This window comes from Novosphingobium sp. (genome assembly GCF_037133355.1).
In the GTDB taxonomy this organism is placed as follows: Bacteria; Pseudomonadota; Alphaproteobacteria; order Sphingomonadales; family Sphingomonadaceae; genus Novosphingobium.
In genome coordinates this window covers 184,010-203,444 of the sequence record NZ_JBAXOI010000004.1, presented here as the reverse complement: position 1 = coordinate 203,444, position 19,435 = coordinate 184,010, and the positions used below count along the sequence as shown (strand labels likewise).

17 protein-coding genes are annotated in these 19,435 nt (G+C 66.0%); 11 read left to right on the top strand and 6 right to left on the bottom strand.

Features of this window, described 5'->3' with window-relative positions; all coding sequences use genetic code 11:
- The first annotated feature begins 133 nt into the window (after positions 1 to 133).
- The 8 genes from WCL10_RS06380 to WCL10_RS06345 are packed head-to-tail and all read left to right on the top strand — an operon-like array spanning position 134 to position 10,066.
- Positions 134 to 1,345: an aromatic ring-hydroxylating dioxygenase subunit alpha gene (locus tag WCL10_RS06380; protein ID WP_336894799.1), complete on the top strand. Its 1,212-nt coding sequence runs from the start codon at positions 134 to 136 to the stop codon at positions 1,343 to 1,345.
- Positions 1,335 to 2,600, top strand: coding sequence for a cystathionine gamma-synthase family protein (locus WCL10_RS06375; protein ID WP_336894798.1), 1,266 nt, complete (start codon positions 1,335 to 1,337; stop codon positions 2,598 to 2,600). The genes WCL10_RS06380 and WCL10_RS06375 overlap by 11 nt, the downstream gene beginning before the upstream one ends.
- 3 nt (positions 2,601 to 2,603) lie before the next feature.
- Positions 2,604 to 4,064 (top strand): NAD(P)/FAD-dependent oxidoreductase, encoded by a 1,461-nt coding sequence (locus WCL10_RS06370; RefSeq protein WP_336894797.1) that lies wholly within the window; start codon positions 2,604 to 2,606, stop codon positions 4,062 to 4,064.
- Positions 4,064 to 5,284: an FAD-binding oxidoreductase gene (locus WCL10_RS06365; RefSeq protein ID WP_336894796.1), complete on the top strand. Its 1,221-nt coding sequence runs from the start codon at positions 4,064 to 4,066 to the stop codon at positions 5,282 to 5,284. The genes WCL10_RS06370 and WCL10_RS06365 overlap by 1 nt, the downstream gene beginning before the upstream one ends.
- Positions 5,281 to 6,540, top strand: a complete 1,260-nt coding sequence (locus WCL10_RS06360) for a sarcosine oxidase subunit beta family protein (protein WP_336894795.1) — start codon at positions 5,281 to 5,283, stop codon at positions 6,538 to 6,540. The genes WCL10_RS06365 and WCL10_RS06360 overlap by 4 nt, the downstream gene beginning before the upstream one ends.
- Positions 6,541 to 6,553: 13 nt before the next feature.
- Complete coding sequence (locus WCL10_RS06355) at positions 6,554 to 6,817, top strand: sarcosine oxidase subunit delta (RefSeq protein ID WP_336894794.1); 264 nt, start codon at positions 6,554 to 6,556, stop codon at positions 6,815 to 6,817.
- Positions 6,814 to 9,579, top strand: a complete 2,766-nt coding sequence (locus WCL10_RS06350) for a 2Fe-2S iron-sulfur cluster-binding protein (RefSeq protein WP_336894793.1) — start codon at positions 6,814 to 6,816, stop codon at positions 9,577 to 9,579. Before WCL10_RS06355 ends, WCL10_RS06350 begins: the two co-directional genes overlap by 4 nt.
- Entirely contained in the window at positions 9,572 to 10,066 is a 495-nt protein-coding gene (locus tag WCL10_RS06345) for a sarcosine oxidase subunit gamma family protein (RefSeq protein WP_336894792.1), read from the top strand. The genes WCL10_RS06350 and WCL10_RS06345 overlap by 8 nt, the downstream gene beginning before the upstream one ends.
- A gap of 146 nt (positions 10,067 to 10,212) precedes the next feature.
- Here WCL10_RS06345 and WCL10_RS06340 read toward each other — a convergent pair whose 3' ends face one another.
- From WCL10_RS06340 to WCL10_RS06330, 3 genes are all read right to left on the bottom strand, one after another.
- On the bottom strand, positions 10,213 to 11,577 hold the full coding sequence (locus WCL10_RS06340; protein WP_336894790.1) for an FAD-dependent oxidoreductase: 1,365 nt from the start codon (positions 11,575 to 11,577) through the stop codon (positions 10,213 to 10,215).
- Positions 11,578 to 11,684: 107 nt separating this feature from the next.
- Complete coding sequence (locus WCL10_RS06335; protein WP_336894789.1) at positions 11,685 to 12,083, bottom strand: PilZ domain-containing protein; 399 nt, start codon at positions 12,081 to 12,083, stop codon at positions 11,685 to 11,687.
- Positions 12,084 to 12,297: 214 nt separating this feature from the next.
- Positions 12,298 to 12,996 (bottom strand): pirin family protein, encoded by a 699-nt coding sequence (locus WCL10_RS06330; RefSeq protein WP_336894788.1) that lies wholly within the window; start codon positions 12,994 to 12,996, stop codon positions 12,298 to 12,300.
- Between the two features lie 124 nt (positions 12,997 to 13,120).
- Here WCL10_RS06330 and WCL10_RS06325 point away from each other — a divergent pair, with 124 nt between their 5' ends.
- Positions 13,121 to 14,050, top strand: a complete 930-nt coding sequence (locus WCL10_RS06325) for a LysR family transcriptional regulator (protein WP_336894787.1) — start codon at positions 13,121 to 13,123, stop codon at positions 14,048 to 14,050.
- A 3-nt stretch (positions 14,051 to 14,053) separates the two neighbouring features.
- Here the strand turns inward: WCL10_RS06325 and WCL10_RS06320 are convergent, their stop codons facing one another.
- Positions 14,054 to 15,211 carry an acyl-CoA dehydrogenase family protein gene (locus WCL10_RS06320; RefSeq protein ID WP_336894786.1) on the bottom strand — a complete coding sequence of 386 codons (1,158 nt, stop codon included), beginning with the start codon at positions 15,209 to 15,211 and terminating at the stop codon, positions 14,054 to 14,056.
- 199 nt (positions 15,212 to 15,410) lie between these two features.
- Between WCL10_RS06320 and WCL10_RS06315 the strand changes: the two genes are divergently transcribed.
- Complete coding sequence (locus tag WCL10_RS06315; RefSeq protein ID WP_336894785.1) at positions 15,411 to 16,700, top strand: DUF3391 domain-containing protein; 1,290 nt, start codon at positions 15,411 to 15,413, stop codon at positions 16,698 to 16,700.
- Here the strand turns inward: WCL10_RS06315 and WCL10_RS06310 are convergent.
- Complete coding sequence (locus tag WCL10_RS06310) at positions 16,676 to 18,316, bottom strand: FAD-dependent protein (RefSeq protein WP_336894784.1); 1,641 nt, start codon at positions 18,314 to 18,316, stop codon at positions 16,676 to 16,678. The two genes, WCL10_RS06315 and WCL10_RS06310, sit on opposite strands and share 25 nt — an antisense overlap.
- A 39-nt stretch (positions 18,317 to 18,355) precedes the next feature.
- Positions 18,356 to 18,670 (bottom strand): PilZ domain-containing protein, encoded by a 315-nt coding sequence (locus WCL10_RS06305; RefSeq protein WP_336894783.1) that lies wholly within the window; start codon positions 18,668 to 18,670, stop codon positions 18,356 to 18,358.
- A gap of 127 nt (positions 18,671 to 18,797) precedes the next feature.
- On the opposite strand from WCL10_RS06305, the gene maiA reads away from it, so the two are divergent.
- Entirely contained in the window at positions 18,798 to 19,433 is a 636-nt protein-coding gene (gene maiA, locus WCL10_RS06300) for a maleylacetoacetate isomerase (protein WP_336894838.1), read from the top strand.
- Positions 19,434 to 19,435 lie beyond the last annotated feature (2 nt).

Genomic DNA, 19,435 nt, shown 5'->3' with positions numbered 1-19,435 from the left:
CGGGCCATGCCTTTTTGTCAATTTTCCATGGCGGCATAAGGAAATCCGATTGGCTGCATCTGCCGACATGGTCCACCCGAGAGAGCATCCGTTCCTCGCGAAATCGGGACTGATCCCGAATGGAAACCCACGCATGATCGACATCAGCCGGATCGGCTCGCTTCTGGCCCAACGGCCGGCGGGGCACTGTCTCCCCCAGGCGCTCTATAACGATGCCGAGGTCTTCGACTTCGACATGAGCGCGGTCTACGGCACGAGCTGGCTCATGGCCGGCTTCGAGTGCGAGCTGCCCAAGGCGGGCAGCTACATTTCGCAGATGGTCGGCAAGTGGCCGGTGCTCATCGTGAAGGGCCGCGACGGCGAGATCCGCGCCTTTCACAATTCCTGCCGCCACCGCGGCTCCCTGCTCTGCGCGGCGGGCAGCGGTTCGGCGCCCAAGATCGTGTGCCCCTACCACCGCTGGACCTATGAGCTCGACGGCTCGCTGCTTTCGGCGATGCGCATGGAAGAAGGGTTCGACAAGGCCGCGCACAGCCTGCGTCCGATCCAGCTCGAGCGCGTGGCGGGCTGCCTGTTCATCTGCTTTGACGACAACCCGCCGCCGTTCAACGAGTTTGCGATCAAGCTGCAGGAATACCTCGGGCCCCACGATCTGACGAACGCCAAGCTCGCGTTCGAAAGCACGATCACCGAATACGCCAACTGGAAGCTCGTCATGGAAAACGGGCGCGAGTGCTATCACTGCGCCACCGGCCATCCCGAACTGGCAAAGACCTTCCCGGTCGGGATGAAGAAGCACTTCGACGTGGATGGCGATCTGCGCGTACAGACTTTCCATGAACAGATGGCGGCCGTCGGCCTCGCGACTGAGGCGATCGAAGGTGAGTGGTGGCAGCTGGCGCGCTTCCTGCTCAATCCCGAGGTGGTCTCGCTGTCGATGGACGGCAAGCACCTCGTCAAGAAGCTGATGTGCGATCGCAACGGCGGCGATATCGGTTCGATGCGCCTCGCGATCGACCCGCACAGCTTCCTCCACGCGACTGCCGACCACACCTTCATGTTCAGCGCGATGCCGGTGGGGCCGTTCGAGACGGCGGTTACCGGCAAGTGGCTGGTGCACAAGGATGCGGTCGAGGGCGTCGATTACTCGGTCGACGAACTCGCCGACCTGTGGACGCGCACCAACCTGCAGGACAAGGAGCTGGCGGAGAACAACCAGCTTGGCGTGAACAGCCCCGGCTACGTCCCCGGTCCCTATTCGCAGGAGGCCGAGATGCTCGCGCTGCGCTTTACCGACTGGTATTGCGACACCGCGGCCAAGTATGTCGAGACGCATGGCCGCTGATTCTCCCAAGGGGTACCGCCCTGAAACGCTAGCTGTCTCTTTCGGTTACGACCCGGCGGAGGCGCTCGGCGCGGTCAAGCCGCCTGTCTATCTGACCTCGACCTTCATCTATCCCACGGCCCAGCACGCGAAGGACGTCCACGAGGCGTTCTTTGACGGCACAGGGCCGCTGGCGGGGAAGAAGGGCGAGGGGCATATCTATTCGCGCCTTGGCCATCCCGGGCTCGACATTCTGGAAACGCGCCTCGCTGCCATCGACGGCGCCGAGGCTGCCGCGGCGTTCTCCTCGGGCATGGCCGCGCATTCCTCGATCGCGCTGACCTTCGTGAAGCCGGGGGACAGCGTGCTCCATGGCCGCCCGATCTACGGCGGGGTGGACATGCTCTATGGCTCGGTCATGCCGGGCTTTGGCACCCATGTCGAAACGTACACCGATGGCTGCGATCCCGACCACGTGCGCGCCGCCGCCCGCGCCGCACTTGCCAAGGGGCCGCTCGCGCTGATTGTAGCTGAGACGCCTGCTAACCCGACGGCTGCCATCGTCGATCTCGATCTGATGGTCGCGGTGGCGGACGAGATCGGCCGTGAGACGGGGCGCCGTCCGCTGGTCGTGGTCGACAACACGCTGCTCGGACCCTTCGTCCAGCGCCCGATCGGGCACGGCGTCGACCTGTGCATGACTTCGCTCACCAAATACTGTGCCGGCCACAGCGATCTGTTGGCGGGCGGGGTGACAGGGAAGCTTGAGCTGATCCACCAGCTGCGCACCTTGCGCACCACCTGGGGCAATCACCTCGATCCCTTCACGGCATGGCTTGTCGTGCGCAGCTTGGAATCCGCGTCGGTTCGGATCGAGCGCGCCATGTCGAACGCGAGGCTCGTGGCCGAATTCCTGCGCGATCATCCCAAGGTTGCCGGGGTGACTTACCTTGGCTTCCTTGCCGAAGGCACGCCCCAGCGCGCGGTCTTTGACCGCCAGTGCAAGGGTGCCGGCTCAACCTTCTCGTTCCACCTTCATGGCGGCGAGGCGGAATCGTTCCGCATGCTCGATGCCCTGAAGCTGTTGAAGCTCGCGGTCAGCCTTGGCGGATCGGAAACGCTGATCTGTCATTCAGCCACCACCACGCACTACGCCGTCCCGCGCGAGGGGCGCCTTGCCGGCGGTATTACCGACGGGACCATGCGCCTGTCCGTCGGGCTCGAACATGCCGACGATATCATCGCGGATCTCTCCCAGGCGCTCGAGGCAGTCTGAACCATGCATTCCAATAACGGAACCGATCCCCACGCGATCGGCACCAAGCTTCCCGCCCCCGAGGCGCGCTACGATATGGTAGTCGTCGGCGCTGGCCCTGCCGGGCTCGCCGCCGCCATCGCCGGGGCAGGGGAGGGCAAATCGGTCCTCCTCGTCGACGAAAACCCGGTTCCCGGCGCTGCCATGGGCAATGACGTGCCGCTGCTGTTCGGCGGCCGCATGACTGCCGCGACGCAGAATGCCGAGCGGATGCTCGAAACCGTGTTCATGAGCGAGCCGATGCTCGAGGCCGCGATTGAAGCGGGCGTCGAGGTGCTTCTCGGCACCAGCGCCTGGGGTGTCTACCGCAATGGCCCCGGCATCACCGGGCTCCCCGAGAACGTCGTGGCGCTGGCGGACAAGGATCGCGGCTGGATCGTCGGCTATGGCGAATTGGTGCTCGCGACCGGCGCGCGCGACCTGGCCATCGGCTTCCCCGGCTGGAACCAGCCCGGCGTCATGGGCGCGGCCGCGCTCGAGCGTCTGCTGGCGCATTACGAAGCTTTTGCCGGCAAGCGGGTTCTGATTGTTGGCAGCCATGATCTTGCGCTTAGCACCGCGCTCCTGGCGTGTGACAAGGGCGTCGAAGTCGCTGGTCTCGTCGAAGTGCGCGCGGCACCGCAAGGTGATGCCGCGCTCGCCGAAGCGGTTCGCGCCGCGCAGATCCCCTTCTATCTCGAAGACGCACCCGCCGAAGCCATCGGCGGCATCGACGGCGTCGAACGCGTCCGCCTGCGCTCCGGCGCCGAGATCGCGGTGGATACCGTGGTCCTCGCCATCGGCCTCGTCCCATCGATCGAACTGATCGACGCGATGGGCGGCAAGCGCGTGCTTGATGGCGCGCGCGGCGGCTATATCCCGGGCGACAACGCGGGTGTGACTTGCGTCGGCGATTGCGCCGGCCTTGCCGATACCGGCTTCGACCATGTTGAATACCGCATGGAATGGGCTCGCGAACTGGGCAAGCTCTCCGCGCCCGACACCATTGTCTGCCAGTGCGAGGAAGTCACCCGCGCCGATCTGCTCGGCGTCCAGCCCCCGCGCTATCTCGAACGCTCCGCGCCGATGGCCGCGCGTTCGCTCGATACATTGATCAAGGATGGCCCGCCCAACCCGGACCAGATCAAGCGCCTCACCCGCGCCGGTATGGGCGTGTGCCAGGGCCGCCGCTGCCGCGATCAGGTGGCGATGATGCTGGCGATGGCCGCGAACGGCCCGTTCGGCTCGGTTCCGCTCGCTACCCACCGCGCGCCCGTCCGCCCGCTGCCCTTGCGCATTCTGGCCGACTGGGAGGAGAGCGAAGACATGCGCGCCGGGTGGGACGTCTGGTTCGGCATTCCCACCCAGTGGGTGCCCTACCGTGATATCGACACGCCGCGCGAGCGTGAGCATCAAACCGCCATCGCCGAAGGCTGGAGCCTCTAATGACATACGTTGGTATGCCCACCCCGAGCGAAACGCCGCAGGAAACCATGGCCCGGATCGTCGGCACGGCGGCGAAGATGAAAGTTGTCATTGTCGGCGGCGGCGTCTCCGGCCTCAGCGCAGGCTGGTGGCTCGCGCGATCGGGCGCCTCGGTCACCGTGCTCGACAAGGGCATCGTCGGCTGGGAAGCCTCGGGCCGCAACGGCGGCGGCGCCTCGCACTACCAGAGCCCATTGTTCGAGGAAGAGCAGCGCATGTGGCCGCATATGGACGCGCTGCTCGGTTATCCGACCGAGCACCAGCAGGAGCGTCTCGTCATTGCGGTGAGCCCCAAGCAACTGAATCAATATCATTATCTTGCCAAGATGAACAACGACATGGGCTACCGTGTCGATCTGCTCACCGGCGATCAGGTGCGCGCGATGGTGCCGCTTGCCGGTGACAACTGCCTTGGCGGGATGCACTACCGCTTCGGCGGCCACGCCAACCCGCAGCGCAGCGTGCAGGCCTATGCATGGGCGCTGCAGGACCTTGGCGGCCGCATCGTCCAGCATAGCCCGGTCACCGGGTTCGAGACCGAGGGCGGCAAGGTCGTCGCGGTGCACGCCACGTCCGGTCGCCATGAATGCGATGCCGTGGTCGTCGCGGCTGGCCCGCAGATCCAGGGACTCATGGCCAAGCTCGGCGTCGAGGTTCCGCTTGCCGCCGCACGCGCGGAAATGATCGTCACCGAACCCGCTCCGATGATGCCCATCGGCGGGGTGGATGGCAACGGCCTCTACGGCCGCCAGACCTTGCGCGGCAATCTCGCCTATGGCGGCGGCCCTCATGAATGGCTCGAAACCTTCGAGGCCGGCCCGCCCTCGCGGCCTTCGTCGCCGCTCACGCGCAATCTCGCGCGCCGTGTCGCCGAACTCTTCCCCAAGGCCGCGCACCTCAACGTGATCCGCTCTTGGGCCGGGATCGTCGAGAACACGCCCGACGGCCGTCCGATCATCGACCGCATGAAGGACCCCGAGAACGTGACCGTCATCACGATGTCCGGCGTCGGCTTCGGCCTTTCACCCGCCTCGGGCCATGCGGTGCGCGATCTCGTGGTCGATGGGCAGTGCAGCTTCACCGATATCGCCAAGCTCGGCCTCTCGCGTTTTGACGGCATCGGGGCTGATTGGCGCGAGCAGCGCGGCTGGCAGGCTTCGAAAGCCGAACTCGCGGCATGAAGACGCCCTATTCCGCGTTCAGCCTGCTGCGTGGTGCGCTGAACGGGCAAAAGCACTGGGAACCGGCGTGGCGCGATCCGGAGCCAAAGGCGAGCTATGATGTGATCATCATCGGTGGCGGCGGCCATGGGCTCGCCACCGCCTATTACCTCGCCAAGGTCCACGGCATCCGCAATGTCGCGGTGCTGGAGAAGAGCTGGATCGGCGGCGGCAATGTCGGGCGCAACACCACGCTGGTGCGCTCCAACTACCGTTTGCCGCAGCTGCATAACTTCTTCGAGTTCGGCCTCAAGCTGTGGCACGGCCTCAGCGACGACCTCAATTACAACGTGATGTTCAGCCCGCGCGGCGCGATGTTCCTCGGCCATAACGATGGCGACATGATCAAGCTCGCCGAGCGCGGCGATGCCATGCGCTGCGACGGGATCGACGCCGAACTGCTCAGCACCAAGCAGATCGCCAAGATCGAGCCTTTGCTGGACCTCTCCCGCAGTGCCCGCTTCCCCATCGACGGCGCCCTGATTCAGTGGCGCGCCGGCACCGCGCGGCACGACGCCGTGGCCTGGGGCTATGCGCGCGCGGCGGATGCGCTTGGCGTTGACATCATCCAGAAGTGCGAGGTCACCGGCTTCGTGCGCGACGGTAACAAGATCACCGGTGTCGAGACCACGCGCGGACGCATCCTCGCGGGCCGCACCGGCATCTGCGTCGCGGGCCACAGCGGCCATGTCGCGGGGCTCGCGGGTCTCAAGCTTCCGATTGAATCGCAGACCTTGCAGGCGCTCGTCACCGAAGGCGTCAAGCCGATGGTCCAGTCGGTTGTCATGTCGCAGTCCCTCCACTTCTACGTCAGCCAGTCCGACAAGGGCGGCATCGTGATGGGCGGCGATCCGGACAACTGGCCGAGCTATGCCCGCCGGGGCCAGCCCACGATCAAGGAACACGCCATCGCGCAGGCTGTCACCTGCATGCCTGCGCTCTCGCGCCTCAGGATGCTGCGCACCTGGTCGGGTGTGACGGACATGAGCTTCGACGGTTCGCCGATCATCGGCACGACCCCCATCGACGGGCTCTACCTCAACGCCGGCTGGTGCTACGGCGGCTTCAAGGCGACGCCTGCCTCGGGCTGGACTTATGCGCACACCCTCGCGACGGGCAAGCCGCACGCGCTCAATGCGCCCTTCAGCCTCGAACGCTTCATGACCGGGGCGACTATCGACGAAACGTCGGTCGGTCCGTTCCCGAACCACCGCTGAGACAGGCCGAGACATGTACCAGATCACCTGTCCCCACTGCGGCCCCCGCGCCCAGACCGAATTCACGTACGAGCGCACGACCGACTCCATCGTCGATCCCGCAGCGGATGCCGCCACCGCGATGCAGGCGCTCTATACCCGCGCCAACCCGATGGGCCTCGACGATGAAATCTGGCGCCATACTTATGGCTGCCGCGCGTGGATGGTGCTCACCCGCCACCGCGTGACGCATGAGATTACCGCCGTGAAAGCCATCGGACCGGAGGCGCTGCCATGAGCGGCCCCATGCGCATCGCAACCGGCGATGAGACGATCCCGTTCACCTTTGACGGCACGACCTATCACGCCCGTCCGGGTGATACGCTCGCCGCAGCGCTGCTGGCGAACGGCGTGGGCCTCGTCGGCCGCAGCTTCAAGTACCACCGCCCGCGCGGGATCATGACCGCCGGAATCGAGGAGCCCAACGCGCTGGTGACCGTTGGGAAGGGTGGCCGTGCCGAGCCCAACACCCGCGCGACTGACCTGTTTGTCTATCCCGGCATGGTCGCCATGAGCCAGAACCGCTGGCCGAGCCTGTCGTTCGACGTCGCGTCGATCTTCGGCCTCGCCGCGCCCGCGCTCAGCGCCGGGTTCTACTACAAGACCTTCTTCGGCCCGGCGAAGCACTGGATGCTCTACGAGGGCTTCATCCGCCGCGCCGCCGGCCTCGGCAACGCGCCGACCGAGCCCGATCCCGACAACTTCTCCCAGCGCGCCGGTTTCTGCGAAGTGCTGGTGGTGGGGGCAGGGCCCGCCGGGCTCAAGGCAGCGCTCGAAGCCGCCGAAGCGGGCAAGCGCGTCATGCTGGTGGAGCAGGATGCGGTCCCTGGCGGGTCGCTGCTGCGCGATCCCGATCCATCGATCGATCCCGCTGCGATGGTCGAGAAGATCAAGGCGCTCGGCGGCTTGGTGCTCCTGCGCACGACCGCTTCGGGCTACTGGGACCACAATTTCCTCACGCTCACCCAGCGCCTTGCCGAACCCGGCGAAGTCCCGGCCCATGGCTTTGCCCAGCGGCTCTGGCACGTACGGGCAGGGCGGGTTGTGCTCGCCACCGGGCTGATCGAACGGCCCGTGCCCTTCGCCAATAACGACCATCCCGGCGTGATGCTTTCGCAGGCGGTGCGTAGCTACGTTCGCCGCTGGGGCGTGCTGCCGGGCAAGCGCGTTGTTATCGCCACCAACAACGATGATGCCTACCTCACCGCTGCGGCTCTCGTCGCAGCCGGGGCAGAAGTCGTCGCTCTGCTCGATGCCCGCGCCACCGGCCCCGCCGCGCCCGCAGGCGTCACCGTCTATCACGATGCGCGCCCCTCCAGCGTCACCGGCCGCAAGCATGCGCTGCGCAAGGTCACCGCGCTGATCGGCGGCAGCGAGCAGAGCTTCGATGCAGACCTCATCGCCGTCTCCGGCGGTTTCGTCCCCGTTTCGCATCTCCATATGCAGGCGGGCGGCAAGCTTGAATGGAACGAGGAGGCGCAGGCCTTCATTCCGGGCGGTACGCCGCAGGCTTGCGAAACCATCGGCAGCGCGCTGTCACCGCCGCCCGCTCCGGCTGTCGCACCCGCGGGCAAGGCCAAGAAGAGCTTCGTCGATTTCCAGAACGATGTCAGCCTCGCCGATATCGATCTCGCCTGGCAGGAAGGTTACCGTTCGGTCGAGCACCTCAAGCGCTACACCACGCTTGGCATGGCGACCGATCAGGGCAAGACCAGCAACATGGTCGCGCTCTCGCGCCTTGCCGAAAAGCAGGGCGTGACGGTGCCTGAGGCCGGTCTCACCACGTTTCGCCCGCCGTTTACGCCCGTCACCATGGGCCTTCTGGCAGGCGCCGGCGCACGCAATGCGGGGGCACACGTGCGCCGGATCCCCTTGCACGGCTTGCACGAAGCCCACGATCCGATCTGGCAGCCCTTGGGCTACTGGTTTCGCCCGCGCGCCTATCCGGTGAATGGCGAAAGCCTTCAGCAAGCGGCGCTGCGCGAAGCGCGCACTGTCCGCACCGTGGCGGGGCTCAGCGATGTTTCGACGCTCGGCAAGTTCGAGGTTTCCGGCCCCGACGCCGCCGCGCTGCTTGAACTCGTCTGCGCGACCACGGTCGGCAAGTTGGCGGTCGGGCGCGGGCGCTACACTTTCATGTGCCGCGAGGACGGCATGGTCTCCGACGACGGCACCGTCTGGCGCCTCGCCCAAAACCGCTACCTGCTGACCAGTTCCACCGGCGGCGCGGACCGCATGGCGCACTTCATCTCCTACGTGCGCAACTCGTTGCGACCGGACCTCAAGTGCTCGGTCGTCAATGTGCAGGAGCACTACGCGGGCATCGCGCTCGCCGGCCCGCGCGCCCGCGCGATCCTTGCTGCGCTGACCGGTGCCGAGCCGCCGCGCCATATGGGCTATGCCCCGGCAACGATCGTCGGCGTTCCGGTCCACGTCCTCGCCGCGAGCTATAGCGGTGAGCGCGCCTTCGAAATCCATGTCGAGGCGACGCACGCCGCCAAGGTCTGGCGCGTCATCGAAGCCGCGACCCGGGCTGAAGGCGGCGCGCCCTATGGGCTCGAGGCGATGGAATTGCTGCGCATCGAGAAGGGCCACGTTGTTGTCGGCGGCGAAGTCGATGGCCGCTCGACCCCGCAGGACCTCGGGCTCGCGGGCATGCTCAACAAGGCGGGCGGCTTTATCGGTGCGGCGGGCCTGACCCGGCCTGCGCTGTCCGCGCCGAACCGCAACAACCTTGTCGGCCTGATCAGCCTTGAAGGGGCAATCCCCGAAGGCGGCATGCTGATCGGCCGTGCGGGGACATCACCGCAAGGCCATGTCACCGCCGCCGCGCGCCGCATTCTCGAAGGCGGTGCCATTGCGCTGGCGCTGCTCGAAGGCGGGCACAAGCGCCACGGCGAGGAACTGACTGTCACCTCGCCCACCCGCGGCGAAAAGGCCCGCGTTCGCGTCACCTCGCCGCATTTCTATGATACCGCCGGGGAGCGCTACCGTGACTGAGCCGACCTCGATCATCGCCCTCCCGGCAGCGCCGCTTCATGCGCTGGAAATCTGGAGCAATCCGCAGGCCGTCGCTGTGCGCGTCCACAAGGCGCTTGATTTCGCGCTGCCCGCGATGAACCGCAGCGCGAGCAATGCCGCGATCACCCTGATGCGTTTCGAGCCCACTGTCTGGCTGGCCGAGGGGGATATCTCGGTGCTCGCCGATACGCTGGGTGATGACGGCGCACTGACGGCCATCGGTGGTGGCCTGGTGCGCTTCCGCCTCGCTGGGCCGGGCTGGCGCGAGCTTTTGCTCGAAGGCGGCGTGTTCGATACCAGCGCGGCGGTTTTTCCAGTCGGCGCGACTGCGGCCACGGTGATCGACCATGTCGGCGTGCGGCTCTGGGTCGAGAGCGAAGACGCCTGCATCGCCTATGTGCCGTCGAGCTTTGCGCAAAGCCTGCACCACTTCTGGGAAGAAGCCCTGCCGCTGATTGGTGCCTGAGGGCACGAAGCAATTCAAAGACCGCGCTTGACCGCTCTGGATCCCCGCCTGCGCGGGGATGACGAAGACACCAAACATTCGTCATCCCCGCGCAGGCGGGGATCCAGAGCGTCCCAAACTTAAGCTCTCGATGCCCGGCTGGGCCCTCAGTGTATCCGCGCGCCCTGCCGCCTGAGTTCCGCCTGCACCGCCGCAATATCCACGCCCGCGAAATCCCGTCCGGTCTTCACCGCAATCGCCGCAGCTACGCCTGCGCCCTGGCCTGAAACCGCGCAGCACATCATGTTGCGCACCGCCGCGTGGCTGACCTTGTCGCCGCCGATCACTCGTCCGGCCACCAGCAGATTGGTGATCCCCTTGGGCACGAGCGATCGATAGGGCACATGGAAATAGCGCCCCGTGGTCGGCAGGATCAGCAGTCCATAGCCGTCGATGAATTCGGGGAAGATGCCGATCGAATCTTCAAACCGGCCCTGCCCACGCACGTCATCGCCGGTCATGTTGTAGGCCGCGTCGATCTTGCGCGTGTCGCGAATGCCGAGTGTCATGCCGAAATTGCGCAATTTGGCCTGTTCGCAGCCCGGCATGAACCCGCGCAGCGCGGCAATCGCGTTCATCGCATCGGCGCGGCCCTGCATTTCGCCGCGCGTCAGGCTGTCGGGGTCGGTGCCGTCGAGGTAGTGGTGGACGAGGTTGAGGTAGGTGAGGTCGCCCTGATCCGAAACCGTGCCCCAGGTGCCGGCGATGGTCTTGAGATTGGGCGGGAGCAATCCGGCCGCAAGCGCCTGCTGGAAGGGCTTGCGCAGGAACGGCGAGAACATGGCGTCCTCCTTGCCGTCGGTGGTGATGTCCCACTCGCCGTTGCCCGCCCAGTCTCCATAGGTTTGTGGATCGGCCTTCACCGCCTCGATAAATCGCGCCTTGTTGACCCCGCTCATCGAGAACATGACCGAGACCGACATCATCTCGTCGACCGGATGCTTGATTGTCGGTGCCCCTCCGCGAAAGGCCAGATCGGCATCTCCGGTTGCATCGATCACGCGCGCGGCCAGGATCGCCTCGCGCCCCGCCTTGCTTTCCACGATCACGCCCCGGATCGTATCGCCTTCCATGATCGGCGCGACGACCAGCCGATGCAGCATCGGGATCACGCCCGCTTCTTCCACCAGCACGTCCGCCACATGCTTGAACGCCTCGGCGTCGAGCGCGTGGCTGATCGATTGCGGCTCTGGCAGCGCCGCATCCATCGCCACAGCCCGGTCCTCGAACTCGCGGCCGATGCCCTCGCTGTCGATCGTCGTGGGGTGGCGGTACCAGGCAAAGCCTTCCACGCCGACTTGCGTGATATTGCCGCCAAAGCAGCCGTAGCGTTCGACCAGCGTGGTCTTTACCCCCGCACGTGCTGAAGCGAGCGCTGCGGCGAGGCCTCCCGGCCCCGAGCCGACCACGAGCACGTCGGTCTCGTGGATTACGTCGATGCGGCGGGCGGGTTCCTCGATCTGTCTGGTCATGGTGCGCGAGCATGACGTCCGCTTCGGGCGGGTCAACCGGCACGCATGGTGCCGCGGGGCTTTAAGCAAGTCTGATGCAGGGCCTCAGCCCACGTGATGCGAGGCCGTCAGAGCCGGCGAATGCGCGAAGGATCGGACATCGGAGTATAGACCCGGTGCCGCGTCTCGACCTTCCATTCGCCCGAAACCTGCGCGACATGCGCCTGGCGCTGCAGCGCGCGGCCCAGTGCTTCGAGATCAAGCGGGGTGTCGAGCTGCATGCCAAAGGTATGGCCGCCGAACCAGCGGACGATTCCGGTGACTTCCTGTTCGCCGGGCAGCACCACCAGCACGCGCTCGCCGCGCACAGGCGCCGGGCCGCGAGCGCTTGCGCCAAGGCCGGTCGGCGAGACATTGCGAATGACGATGTCCTGCACCTCGCCATCCCGGTGGATCAGGCGCGCGCGGATGATGCGCGGCTGGCGCTGCTCCCGCACGACCTGGTCATTCGGTGGAATGGGAGCCATGAACGACATCTATCGCACCATCATCCTGCTGCCTCGTGAAAGGTGGTTACCTTTCGCCTTCGAGCCATACTGGACCAAAAAGGGTAAATGATCCGTTATGGACACCCGCATTCGTTACGGATGGCGCAGAATTTAGTCCCGCGAAGGGGAACGACCACGGTTGGGGAGGTGCCAGGGGCGGCGCCCGGTTGTCCGTTCGCCGCCCTGCTGGTGCTTACGCGGCGTCGACCATCACGATCTCGCTGTCTTCCAACGCGGTCACAGTGAGCACCTCGGTTTCGCGAATCGCCGCGCCGTCGCGGGCTTTGACAGTGATGCCCTCGATGCTGACCGCGCCCGTTGCCGGTACGAGGTAGGCCTTGCGCGCCGCGCCCAGCGGGTAGGTCGCGGTTTCACCGGCGCGCAGGCTGGCGCCCAGCACGCGCGCATCGGTGCGGATGGGGAGGGCATCGCCGTCGCCCTCATAGCCTGAGGCCAGCGCAACGAATTGCCCGCTCCGCTCGCCCTTGGGGAAGGGCCTTGCGCCCCAGCCCGGAGCCTCACCGCTGCGCGTCGGCATGATCCAGATCTGAAAGATGCGAGTCGTTACGTCCTCCATGTTGTACTCCGAGTGGCGGATACCGGTGCCCGCGCTCATCACCTGCACGTCGCCCGCCTCGGTCCGCCCCTTGTTGCCAAGGCTGTCCTCATGCGTGATCGCGCCTTCGCGGATATAGGTGATGATTTCCATGTCGCGGTGCGGGTGCGGCGGAAAGCCGGTGCGCGGGGCAATCGTGTCATCGTTCCACACGCGCAGGTTGCCCCAGTTCATCCGCGCCGGATCATGATACCCGGCAAACGAGAAGTGGTGCTTGGCATCGAGCCAGCCGTGGTTTTCGCCGCCGAGGCTGGCAAAGGGACGCAGTTCGATCATCTTGGTTCTCCTCTGGCGTCCGCCGCGAAGGGGCAAGGGCGCCGCTGTTGAGGCCGATATAGCGCTTGCCAGCTTTCCTGTTCAGAGGGATAAATCAGAGTGATTTGTTCGATGGAATGAAACAATGGCTAGCCCCGGCACGCCCACCTATGATCAGCTGCGCATTTTTCTCACCATCGTGGATACCGGCAGCTTCGCCGGCGCCGCGCGCACACTGGGCCGCGCGGTTTCGGTGATCAGCTATGGTGTTGCCAATCTCGAGGCGCAGCTCGGTGTTTCGCTGTTCGACCGGGAGGGCACCCGCAAGCCGCAGCTTACCGTTGCCGGCCGCGCACTTCTGGCCGAAGCGCGGGGCATTGCGCAAGGGATGGATGGTCTGCGCGCCAAAGTGAAAGGCCTGCTCGACGGGCTGGAGGCCGAGGTTGATCTTGCGGTCGATGTCATGGTCCCGCCCGAACGGCTCGCCACCGTTCTGCGCGGGTTTGCAGCCGAGTTTCCAACAGTGCAATTGCGCCTCCATGTCGAGGCGCTGGGCGCGATCAGCGCCATGGTACATGCGCGCACCGCGGGCATTGGCGTTTCCGGCCCGCTGGCGGCCGAAGTGCCCGAGCTTGAGGGCAGAGCCGCAGGCGCCACCTTGCTTGTTCCCGTCGCTGCGCCCGATCATCCGCTCGGCCGCATGATCACGATCCCGCCGGGTGCGGGGCGCGACTATATCCAGCTCGTCCTGTCGGACCGCTCCGGCACCACCGCCGGGCGCGATTTCGGCGTGGTCAGCTCCAAGACCTGGCGGCTCGCCGATCTGGGCGCCAAGCATGCGCTGCTGCGTGAAGGGATTGGCTGGGGCAATATGCCGCTGCCCATGATCGAGGGCGATCTGGCGGCAGGCACGCTCAGGCGGCTTGCCATGCCCGATTACCCCGGCGGCGCTTACCGCTTCATGGTGATCTGGCGCCGCGATTACCCGCCGGGCCCTGCCGCGCAGTGGCTGCTTGATCAGTTCGTCGCGCTGGGCGTGCCCGATGCCTTGGCTTGCGACACGCCCGAAGCCTAGACGTCAGGCCACGCCTGCCGCAAAGTCGCGCAGCATCTGTTTGGCGATCACCAGCTGCATGATCTGCGTCGTGCCTTCATAGATGCGGTAGATGCGCGCATCGCGGAAGAAGCGCTCGGCCTCGTATTCTGCCAGATAGCCCGCGCCGCCGTGGATCTGCACGCAGCGGTCCGCCACGCGCCCGCACATTTCGGAGGCGAACATCTTGAACGCGGCGGCTTCCATCAGGATCTTTTGCCCCGCATCGGCCTTGGCGATGGCATCGCGCATCATGCACTGGGCTGCGTAGATCTCGGCCTGGCTGTCCGCCAGCATCGCCTGGATCAGCTGGAATTGCGCGATCGGCTCGCCAAAGGCCTTGCGTTCGTTGGCATAGCGGATCGCGGTATCGAGGAAGCGCCGCGCCTGCGCCGTGGCCGCTGCGCCCACTGACAGGCGCCCGTTGTCGAGGCTCTGCATCGCGGTGGCGAAACCCTTGCCTTCCTCGCCGCCGAGCAGAGCATCGCCGGGGATGAACACGTCTTCCATGATGATATCGCCGATGTGGCTGCCCTGCTGACCCATCTTCTTGTCGGACTTGCCGCGCGTGATGCCAGACGTATCAAGCGGCACGAGGAAAGCCGAGACATGCGCGTTCTTCGGCAGGTTCTCGCGGTTCGTGCGCGCCATGATCAGGCCGATCTTCGCGTAGGGTGCATTGGTGATGTAGCGCTTGGTGCCATTGAGCACATAGCCGTTGCCCGAGCGCACCGCTGTCGTTGCAAGGCCCGCCGAATCCGATCCCGAGCCCGGCTCGGTGAGCCCGAATGCGGCGATCTCGCCGGCAGCGAGGCGCGGCAGCCATTCGGCCTTCTGTTCAGGTGTGCCCGCGTTCTTGATCGCAGAGCAGACCATGCCGAGGTTGATCGAAATGATCGAGCGGAACGCGGGCATGGCGTAGCTGATTGTGTGGATCGTCTCGATATACTGGCTGATGCTCATGCCCGCGCCGCCGTATTCCTCGGGCATGGTCAGGCCGAACAGGCCCATCTCGCGCATTTCGGCGAGCAGGTCTTCGGGGATACCGTCCCCGGCGATGACTTCATCCTCCGCCGGGATCAGCCGTTCGCGCACATAGCGCTGCAATTGCTCGTGGAACTGGGCAAAGACCTCACTGTCCATTCCTGCTCCGTGCCCTTGCGTCGTCATTCACACTTCCTCGTTGTTATTGCGTCACTTGGCGCGGACGCTAGCCAGAAAAGTGCGACTGGGGAATGGCCGATTGCGCGCATCGGGGTGATGCGTGGCTCTCCGATCAGGAGTTGTGCGTATCCGTCCGGTCAACCGGTTTCAGCCACATGGGTGGCAAGACCCGGACATCATGCTCAAACGCGTCGAAACCTCCGAGCTCCGGCTCGGCATGTTCATCCAGAAGCTGGAAGGGAGCTGGTTCAAGCACCCTTTCTGGAGGAGCCGCTTCCTGCTCGAGGAACAGTGGATGCTCGATGTTCTTCAGGAAAGTGCGGTCGAATCCGTGATCGTCGACACCGAGCGCGGGCTGGACAATGCAACCCGGCGCGAGGGTGCGGTTGCCAGTGCCATGGCCGCAACCGGTGCGCCGCCGCCGTCGGCCCGCGACATGAAGCTCGCGCCGCCGCGGCCTGTCGCCAACAGGTTCGCCGCCGCACGTGTCGCCACCGCCCGCGAGTTCGGCACCGCGCGCAAGATCGCCGAGCGTCATTCCAAGGTGGTCAGCCGCGTGTTCCTCGAAGCCCGTCTCGGGCGCGGCATCAGCGCGCGCACGGTCGATCCGCTGATCGACGATATCTACGCCTCGGTGCAGCGCAATCTTTATGCCTTCAACGGCCTGCTGCGCTGCCGCGAGGACAGCGAGGAAACCTACCGCCACGCGCTCGCGACCAGTGCGCTCATGATCGCGCTCGCCCGCCAGATGAACCTTTCTGCGAGCGAGACGCGCGAGGCGGGCATGGCCGGGCTGCTGATGGATATCGGCGCGGGCCAGGAAATCGGCGGCCCCCCACATCCAGAGGATGCGTGGACGGGCGGGGCAGGGGATCCCGAAGCCGATGCCCATTGCCAGCACGTGCTGGTCGGCCACGCCCTGCTCAAGGCTGCGGGCGATATTCCTGATGCTGTGCTCAAGGTCTGCATGCGCCATCACGAGCGGCTCGACGGCTGCGGCTATCCCCATCGCCTCGCCGGCGCCGACATCGACACTCTCTCGCGCATGGCAGCGATTTGCGACACCTACGATCTGCTCGTCGCGGGCAAGGACCACCGCCCCGGGCTCGATCCGGCCGAGGCGATCCGCCACATGGGCGAGCATTGCGACGGGCTTGACCCTGCGATCATGGTCGATTTCATCGAGATGGTCGGCATCTATCCGATCGGCGCCTTTGTCGAATTGCGCTCGGGGCGCCTCGCCATGGTGGTCGACGAGGACCCTTCCGAACGCGCGCTGCCCACGGTCTATACCTTCTGGTCGAGACCGCTCGCCAGGAAGGTCAAGGGGGAGACGATCCAGCTCTCGCAGTGCTATGGTTCGGACGAGATTGTCGGCATCGCTCAGCTGGCAGGGTTCGATCTGCCCCCGCTCGGCACGCTGCGCCAGTCGTTGCTTGGTGCCTATGCGCGCGCCGCTGAAGGCTGAGCGACCAAGACTTGCGCCAAGGCCTCGGCAACGCGGATGCCGTCCACCGCTGCCGACAGGATCCCCCCCGCATAGCCGGCGCCTTCGCCTGCCGGGTAGAGCCCCGCGGTGTTGAGGCTCTGGAAATCGGCCCCGCGCGTGATCCTGACCGGCGATGAAGTGCGCGTCTCGACCCCGGTCAACACCACATCCGGATGATCGTAGCCCGGCATCTGCCGTCCGAACACGGGCAGCGCCTCGCGCATCGCGGCAATCGCGAAATCGGGGAGGCACTGCGCCAGATCGGTCGGTGTCACCCCCGGCTGATAGGACGGCGTGATCGAACCGAAGCTGGTGGACGGCCGCCCGGCGAGGAAATCATCGAGCCGCTGGCCCGGCGCACGATAATTGGAGCCGCCCGCAACATAGGCCAGTTCCTCCCACTTGCGCTGGAACGCCACGCCGGCAAGCGGCCCGCCGGGATAGTCGCGCTCGGGGTTGATATCGACAACGAGGCCGGAATTGGCATTGAATTCGGCACGCGAGTACTGGCTCATGCCATTGGTCACCACACGTCCCGGCTCGGATGCCGCGGCCACCACGCGCCCGCCCGGGCACATGCAGAAGCTGTAGACCGAGCGCCCCGCGCTCGTCTGGTGCGCCAGAGAATAGGCCGCAGGACCAAGGATCGGATGCCCCGCGCTCTGGCCATAGCGCGCCACATCGACCAGCCGCTGCGGATGTTCGATGCGCACGCCAACGGCAAAGGGCTTGGCCTCGATATGCACACCCGCCGCGTGCAGCACCGCGAACGTGTCGCGGGCGGAATGTCCCACTGCCATGATCACGTGCAGTGCGGGCAGCACCTCGCCGGTCGAGAGCAGCAAGCCGTCAAGCCGGCGCTCGCCGTTCTCGTCCCTGCCGATGACGAAATCCTCGACCCGTGTCTCGAAGCGGTATTCGCCGCCCAGCGCTTCGATTGTCTCGCGAATCGACATGACCATGGTGACAAGGCGGAACGTGCCCACATGGGGGTGCGCTTCGGTGAGGATTTCCGGGGGCGCCCCGGCCTTGACGAACTCGACCAGCACCTTGCGCCCGAGATGGCGCGGGTCCTTGATCCGGCTGTAGAGCTTGCCGTCAGAAAAGGTGCCCGCGCCGCCTTCGCCGAACTGGACGTTCGATTCCGGCATGAGTTCGCTGCGCCGCCACAGGCCCCAGGTGTCCTTGGTTCGCGCACGCACTGCCTTGCCGCGCTCGATGATGATCGGCTTGAAGCCCATCTGCGCAAGGATCAGGCCTGCAAGCAGTCCGCATGGTCCCGCGCCGATCACCACCGGACGCGGGCCCTGCCAGCCTGAGGGGGCCATGATCGGAAAGCGGTAGCTAGTATCGGGGGCAGGGCGCACCTGCGTGTCCCCGACATGGCGCGACAGCACGGCGGCTTCGTCGGCCACGGTTGCATCGATCGCATAGACCAGCTTGATCGCGCTCTTCTTGCGCGCATCGTTGCCGCGCTTGGCCACGTTGTAGCGGATCAGCGCTGAAGGCACGATATCCAGCCGTCCGGCAATCGCGGCCTCAAGTTGGGCGGTCGTGTGATCGAGAGGCAGCTTGAGTTCGGTGAGGCGCAGCATGCGCGCATCCCTAGTCGTCCGGCGGACGCTGGGGAAGGGTCAGTTCATGTGGCCGGAAACGATCGCGTCGAACACCGCCTCGTGCAGCGGCTCGACAAACGCGCAGCCGGCTTCGAAGCGGTCGGTCCAGACCACCTTGGCCTGGCGCGGCGGCAGGCCGGGCAGCGTGATCCACACGCTCTCGCCCGCGCGCAGCCGCTCCATCCCCGCCAGCCGCAAGCCGTGGCGCGAAAGGTCGAGGATTTGCGCCGCAAGCCGCACGATCGTGCGCCGATATTGCACGCGCACCATCAGGGGCCGCCGCTCGGACTGGCGCTCCTGCTGTGGGCGGTCATCGGGAAGCTCGGCGGGCATATGAACTCCGGTGGGGCTGGTCCCGTGACGGGAGCCGCAACCGGTATAAGTCCGGAATGACTACCATTCGTTTAACCCGATAGAAAATATGGCAAGCCGCCGATTTCGGGGATAGACCCCATTGGCGATGCTCGTTCTCCACACCTACTGGCGCTCCTCCGCAGCCTGGCGCGTGCGCACGGTTCTCGCGCTCAAGGGGCTGGCCTGGATGCCCGCCGCGCACGATCTGCGCACGGATGCGCAGAAGGCGGCGGACTATACCGCGATCAATCCTCAGGCGCTGGTCCCTGCGCTCGAAGTGGATGGCACTGTGCTTACCCAGAGCCTCGCGATCTGCGAGTATCTCGACGAGCGCTGGCCCGAGCCGCCGCTGTTCCCGGCCGACCCGCTCGAGCGCGCCCGGGTGCGCGCCTTTGCCCTGGCTGTCGCCTGCGACATCCACCCGGTGCAGAATCTCAGGGTGCTCAGGATGCTGCGTGGGCACGGTCTTGACCAGAGCGCCGTCGATGGCTGGGCACGCGAAGTGATCGAGAGCGGGCTGGAGGCCTGCGCCCGGCTCATTGCCGATCGCTCCGGCCCCTTCTGCTTCGGCCAGACGGTGACACTTGCCGATGTCGTCCTGATCCCGCAGCTGGCCAATGCCCGCCGCTTCGGCGCGCGGATAGACTATCCCCGGCTCGAGGCCATCGAGGCCGCCGCGCTAGCGCTGCCCGCCTTCGCCGCCGCGCGGCCCGAAATGCAGGCCGATGCCGATCCGGTGTGATT

What these genes read in the sequence shown, in the direction of transcription:
- WCL10_RS06350 (WP_336894793.1), top strand. Translation starts at nt 6,814, where the DNA reads ATGAGCGGCCCCATGCGCATCGCAACCGGCGATGAGACGATCCCGTTC.
- WCL10_RS06310 (WP_336894784.1), bottom strand. Translation starts at nt 18,316, where the DNA reads ATGCTGCGCCTCACCGAACTCAAGCTGCCTCTCGATCACACGACCGCC.
- WCL10_RS06360 (WP_336894795.1), top strand. Translation starts at nt 5,281, where the DNA reads ATGAAGACGCCCTATTCCGCGTTCAGCCTGCTGCGTGGTGCGCTGAAC.
- WCL10_RS06380 (WP_336894799.1), top strand. Translation starts at nt 134, where the DNA reads ATGATCGACATCAGCCGGATCGGCTCGCTTCTGGCCCAACGGCCGGCG.
- WCL10_RS06375 (WP_336894798.1), top strand. Translation starts at nt 1,335, where the DNA reads ATGGCCGCTGATTCTCCCAAGGGGTACCGCCCTGAAACGCTAGCTGTC.
- WCL10_RS06340 (WP_336894790.1), bottom strand. Translation starts at nt 11,577, where the DNA reads ATGACCAGACAGATCGAGGAACCCGCCCGCCGCATCGACGTAATCCAC.
- WCL10_RS06355 (WP_336894794.1), top strand. Translation starts at nt 6,554, where the DNA reads ATGTACCAGATCACCTGTCCCCACTGCGGCCCCCGCGCCCAGACCGAA.
- maiA (WP_336894838.1), top strand. Translation starts at nt 18,798, where the DNA reads ATGCTCGTTCTCCACACCTACTGGCGCTCCTCCGCAGCCTGGCGCGTG.
- WCL10_RS06315 (WP_336894785.1), top strand. Translation starts at nt 15,411, where the DNA reads ATGCTCAAACGCGTCGAAACCTCCGAGCTCCGGCTCGGCATGTTCATC.
- WCL10_RS06320 (WP_336894786.1), bottom strand. Translation starts at nt 15,211, where the DNA reads ATGGACAGTGAGGTCTTTGCCCAGTTCCACGAGCAATTGCAGCGCTAT.
- WCL10_RS06370 (WP_336894797.1), top strand. Translation starts at nt 2,604, where the DNA reads ATGCATTCCAATAACGGAACCGATCCCCACGCGATCGGCACCAAGCTT.
- WCL10_RS06335 (WP_336894789.1), bottom strand. Translation starts at nt 12,083, where the DNA reads ATGGCTCCCATTCCACCGAATGACCAGGTCGTGCGGGAGCAGCGCCAG.
- WCL10_RS06325 (WP_336894787.1), top strand. Translation starts at nt 13,121, where the DNA reads ATGGCTAGCCCCGGCACGCCCACCTATGATCAGCTGCGCATTTTTCTC.
- WCL10_RS06330 (WP_336894788.1), bottom strand. Translation starts at nt 12,996, where the DNA reads ATGATCGAACTGCGTCCCTTTGCCAGCCTCGGCGGCGAAAACCACGGC.
- WCL10_RS06305 (WP_336894783.1), bottom strand. Translation starts at nt 18,670, where the DNA reads ATGCCCGCCGAGCTTCCCGATGACCGCCCACAGCAGGAGCGCCAGTCC.
- WCL10_RS06365 (WP_336894796.1), top strand. Translation starts at nt 4,064, where the DNA reads ATGACATACGTTGGTATGCCCACCCCGAGCGAAACGCCGCAGGAAACC.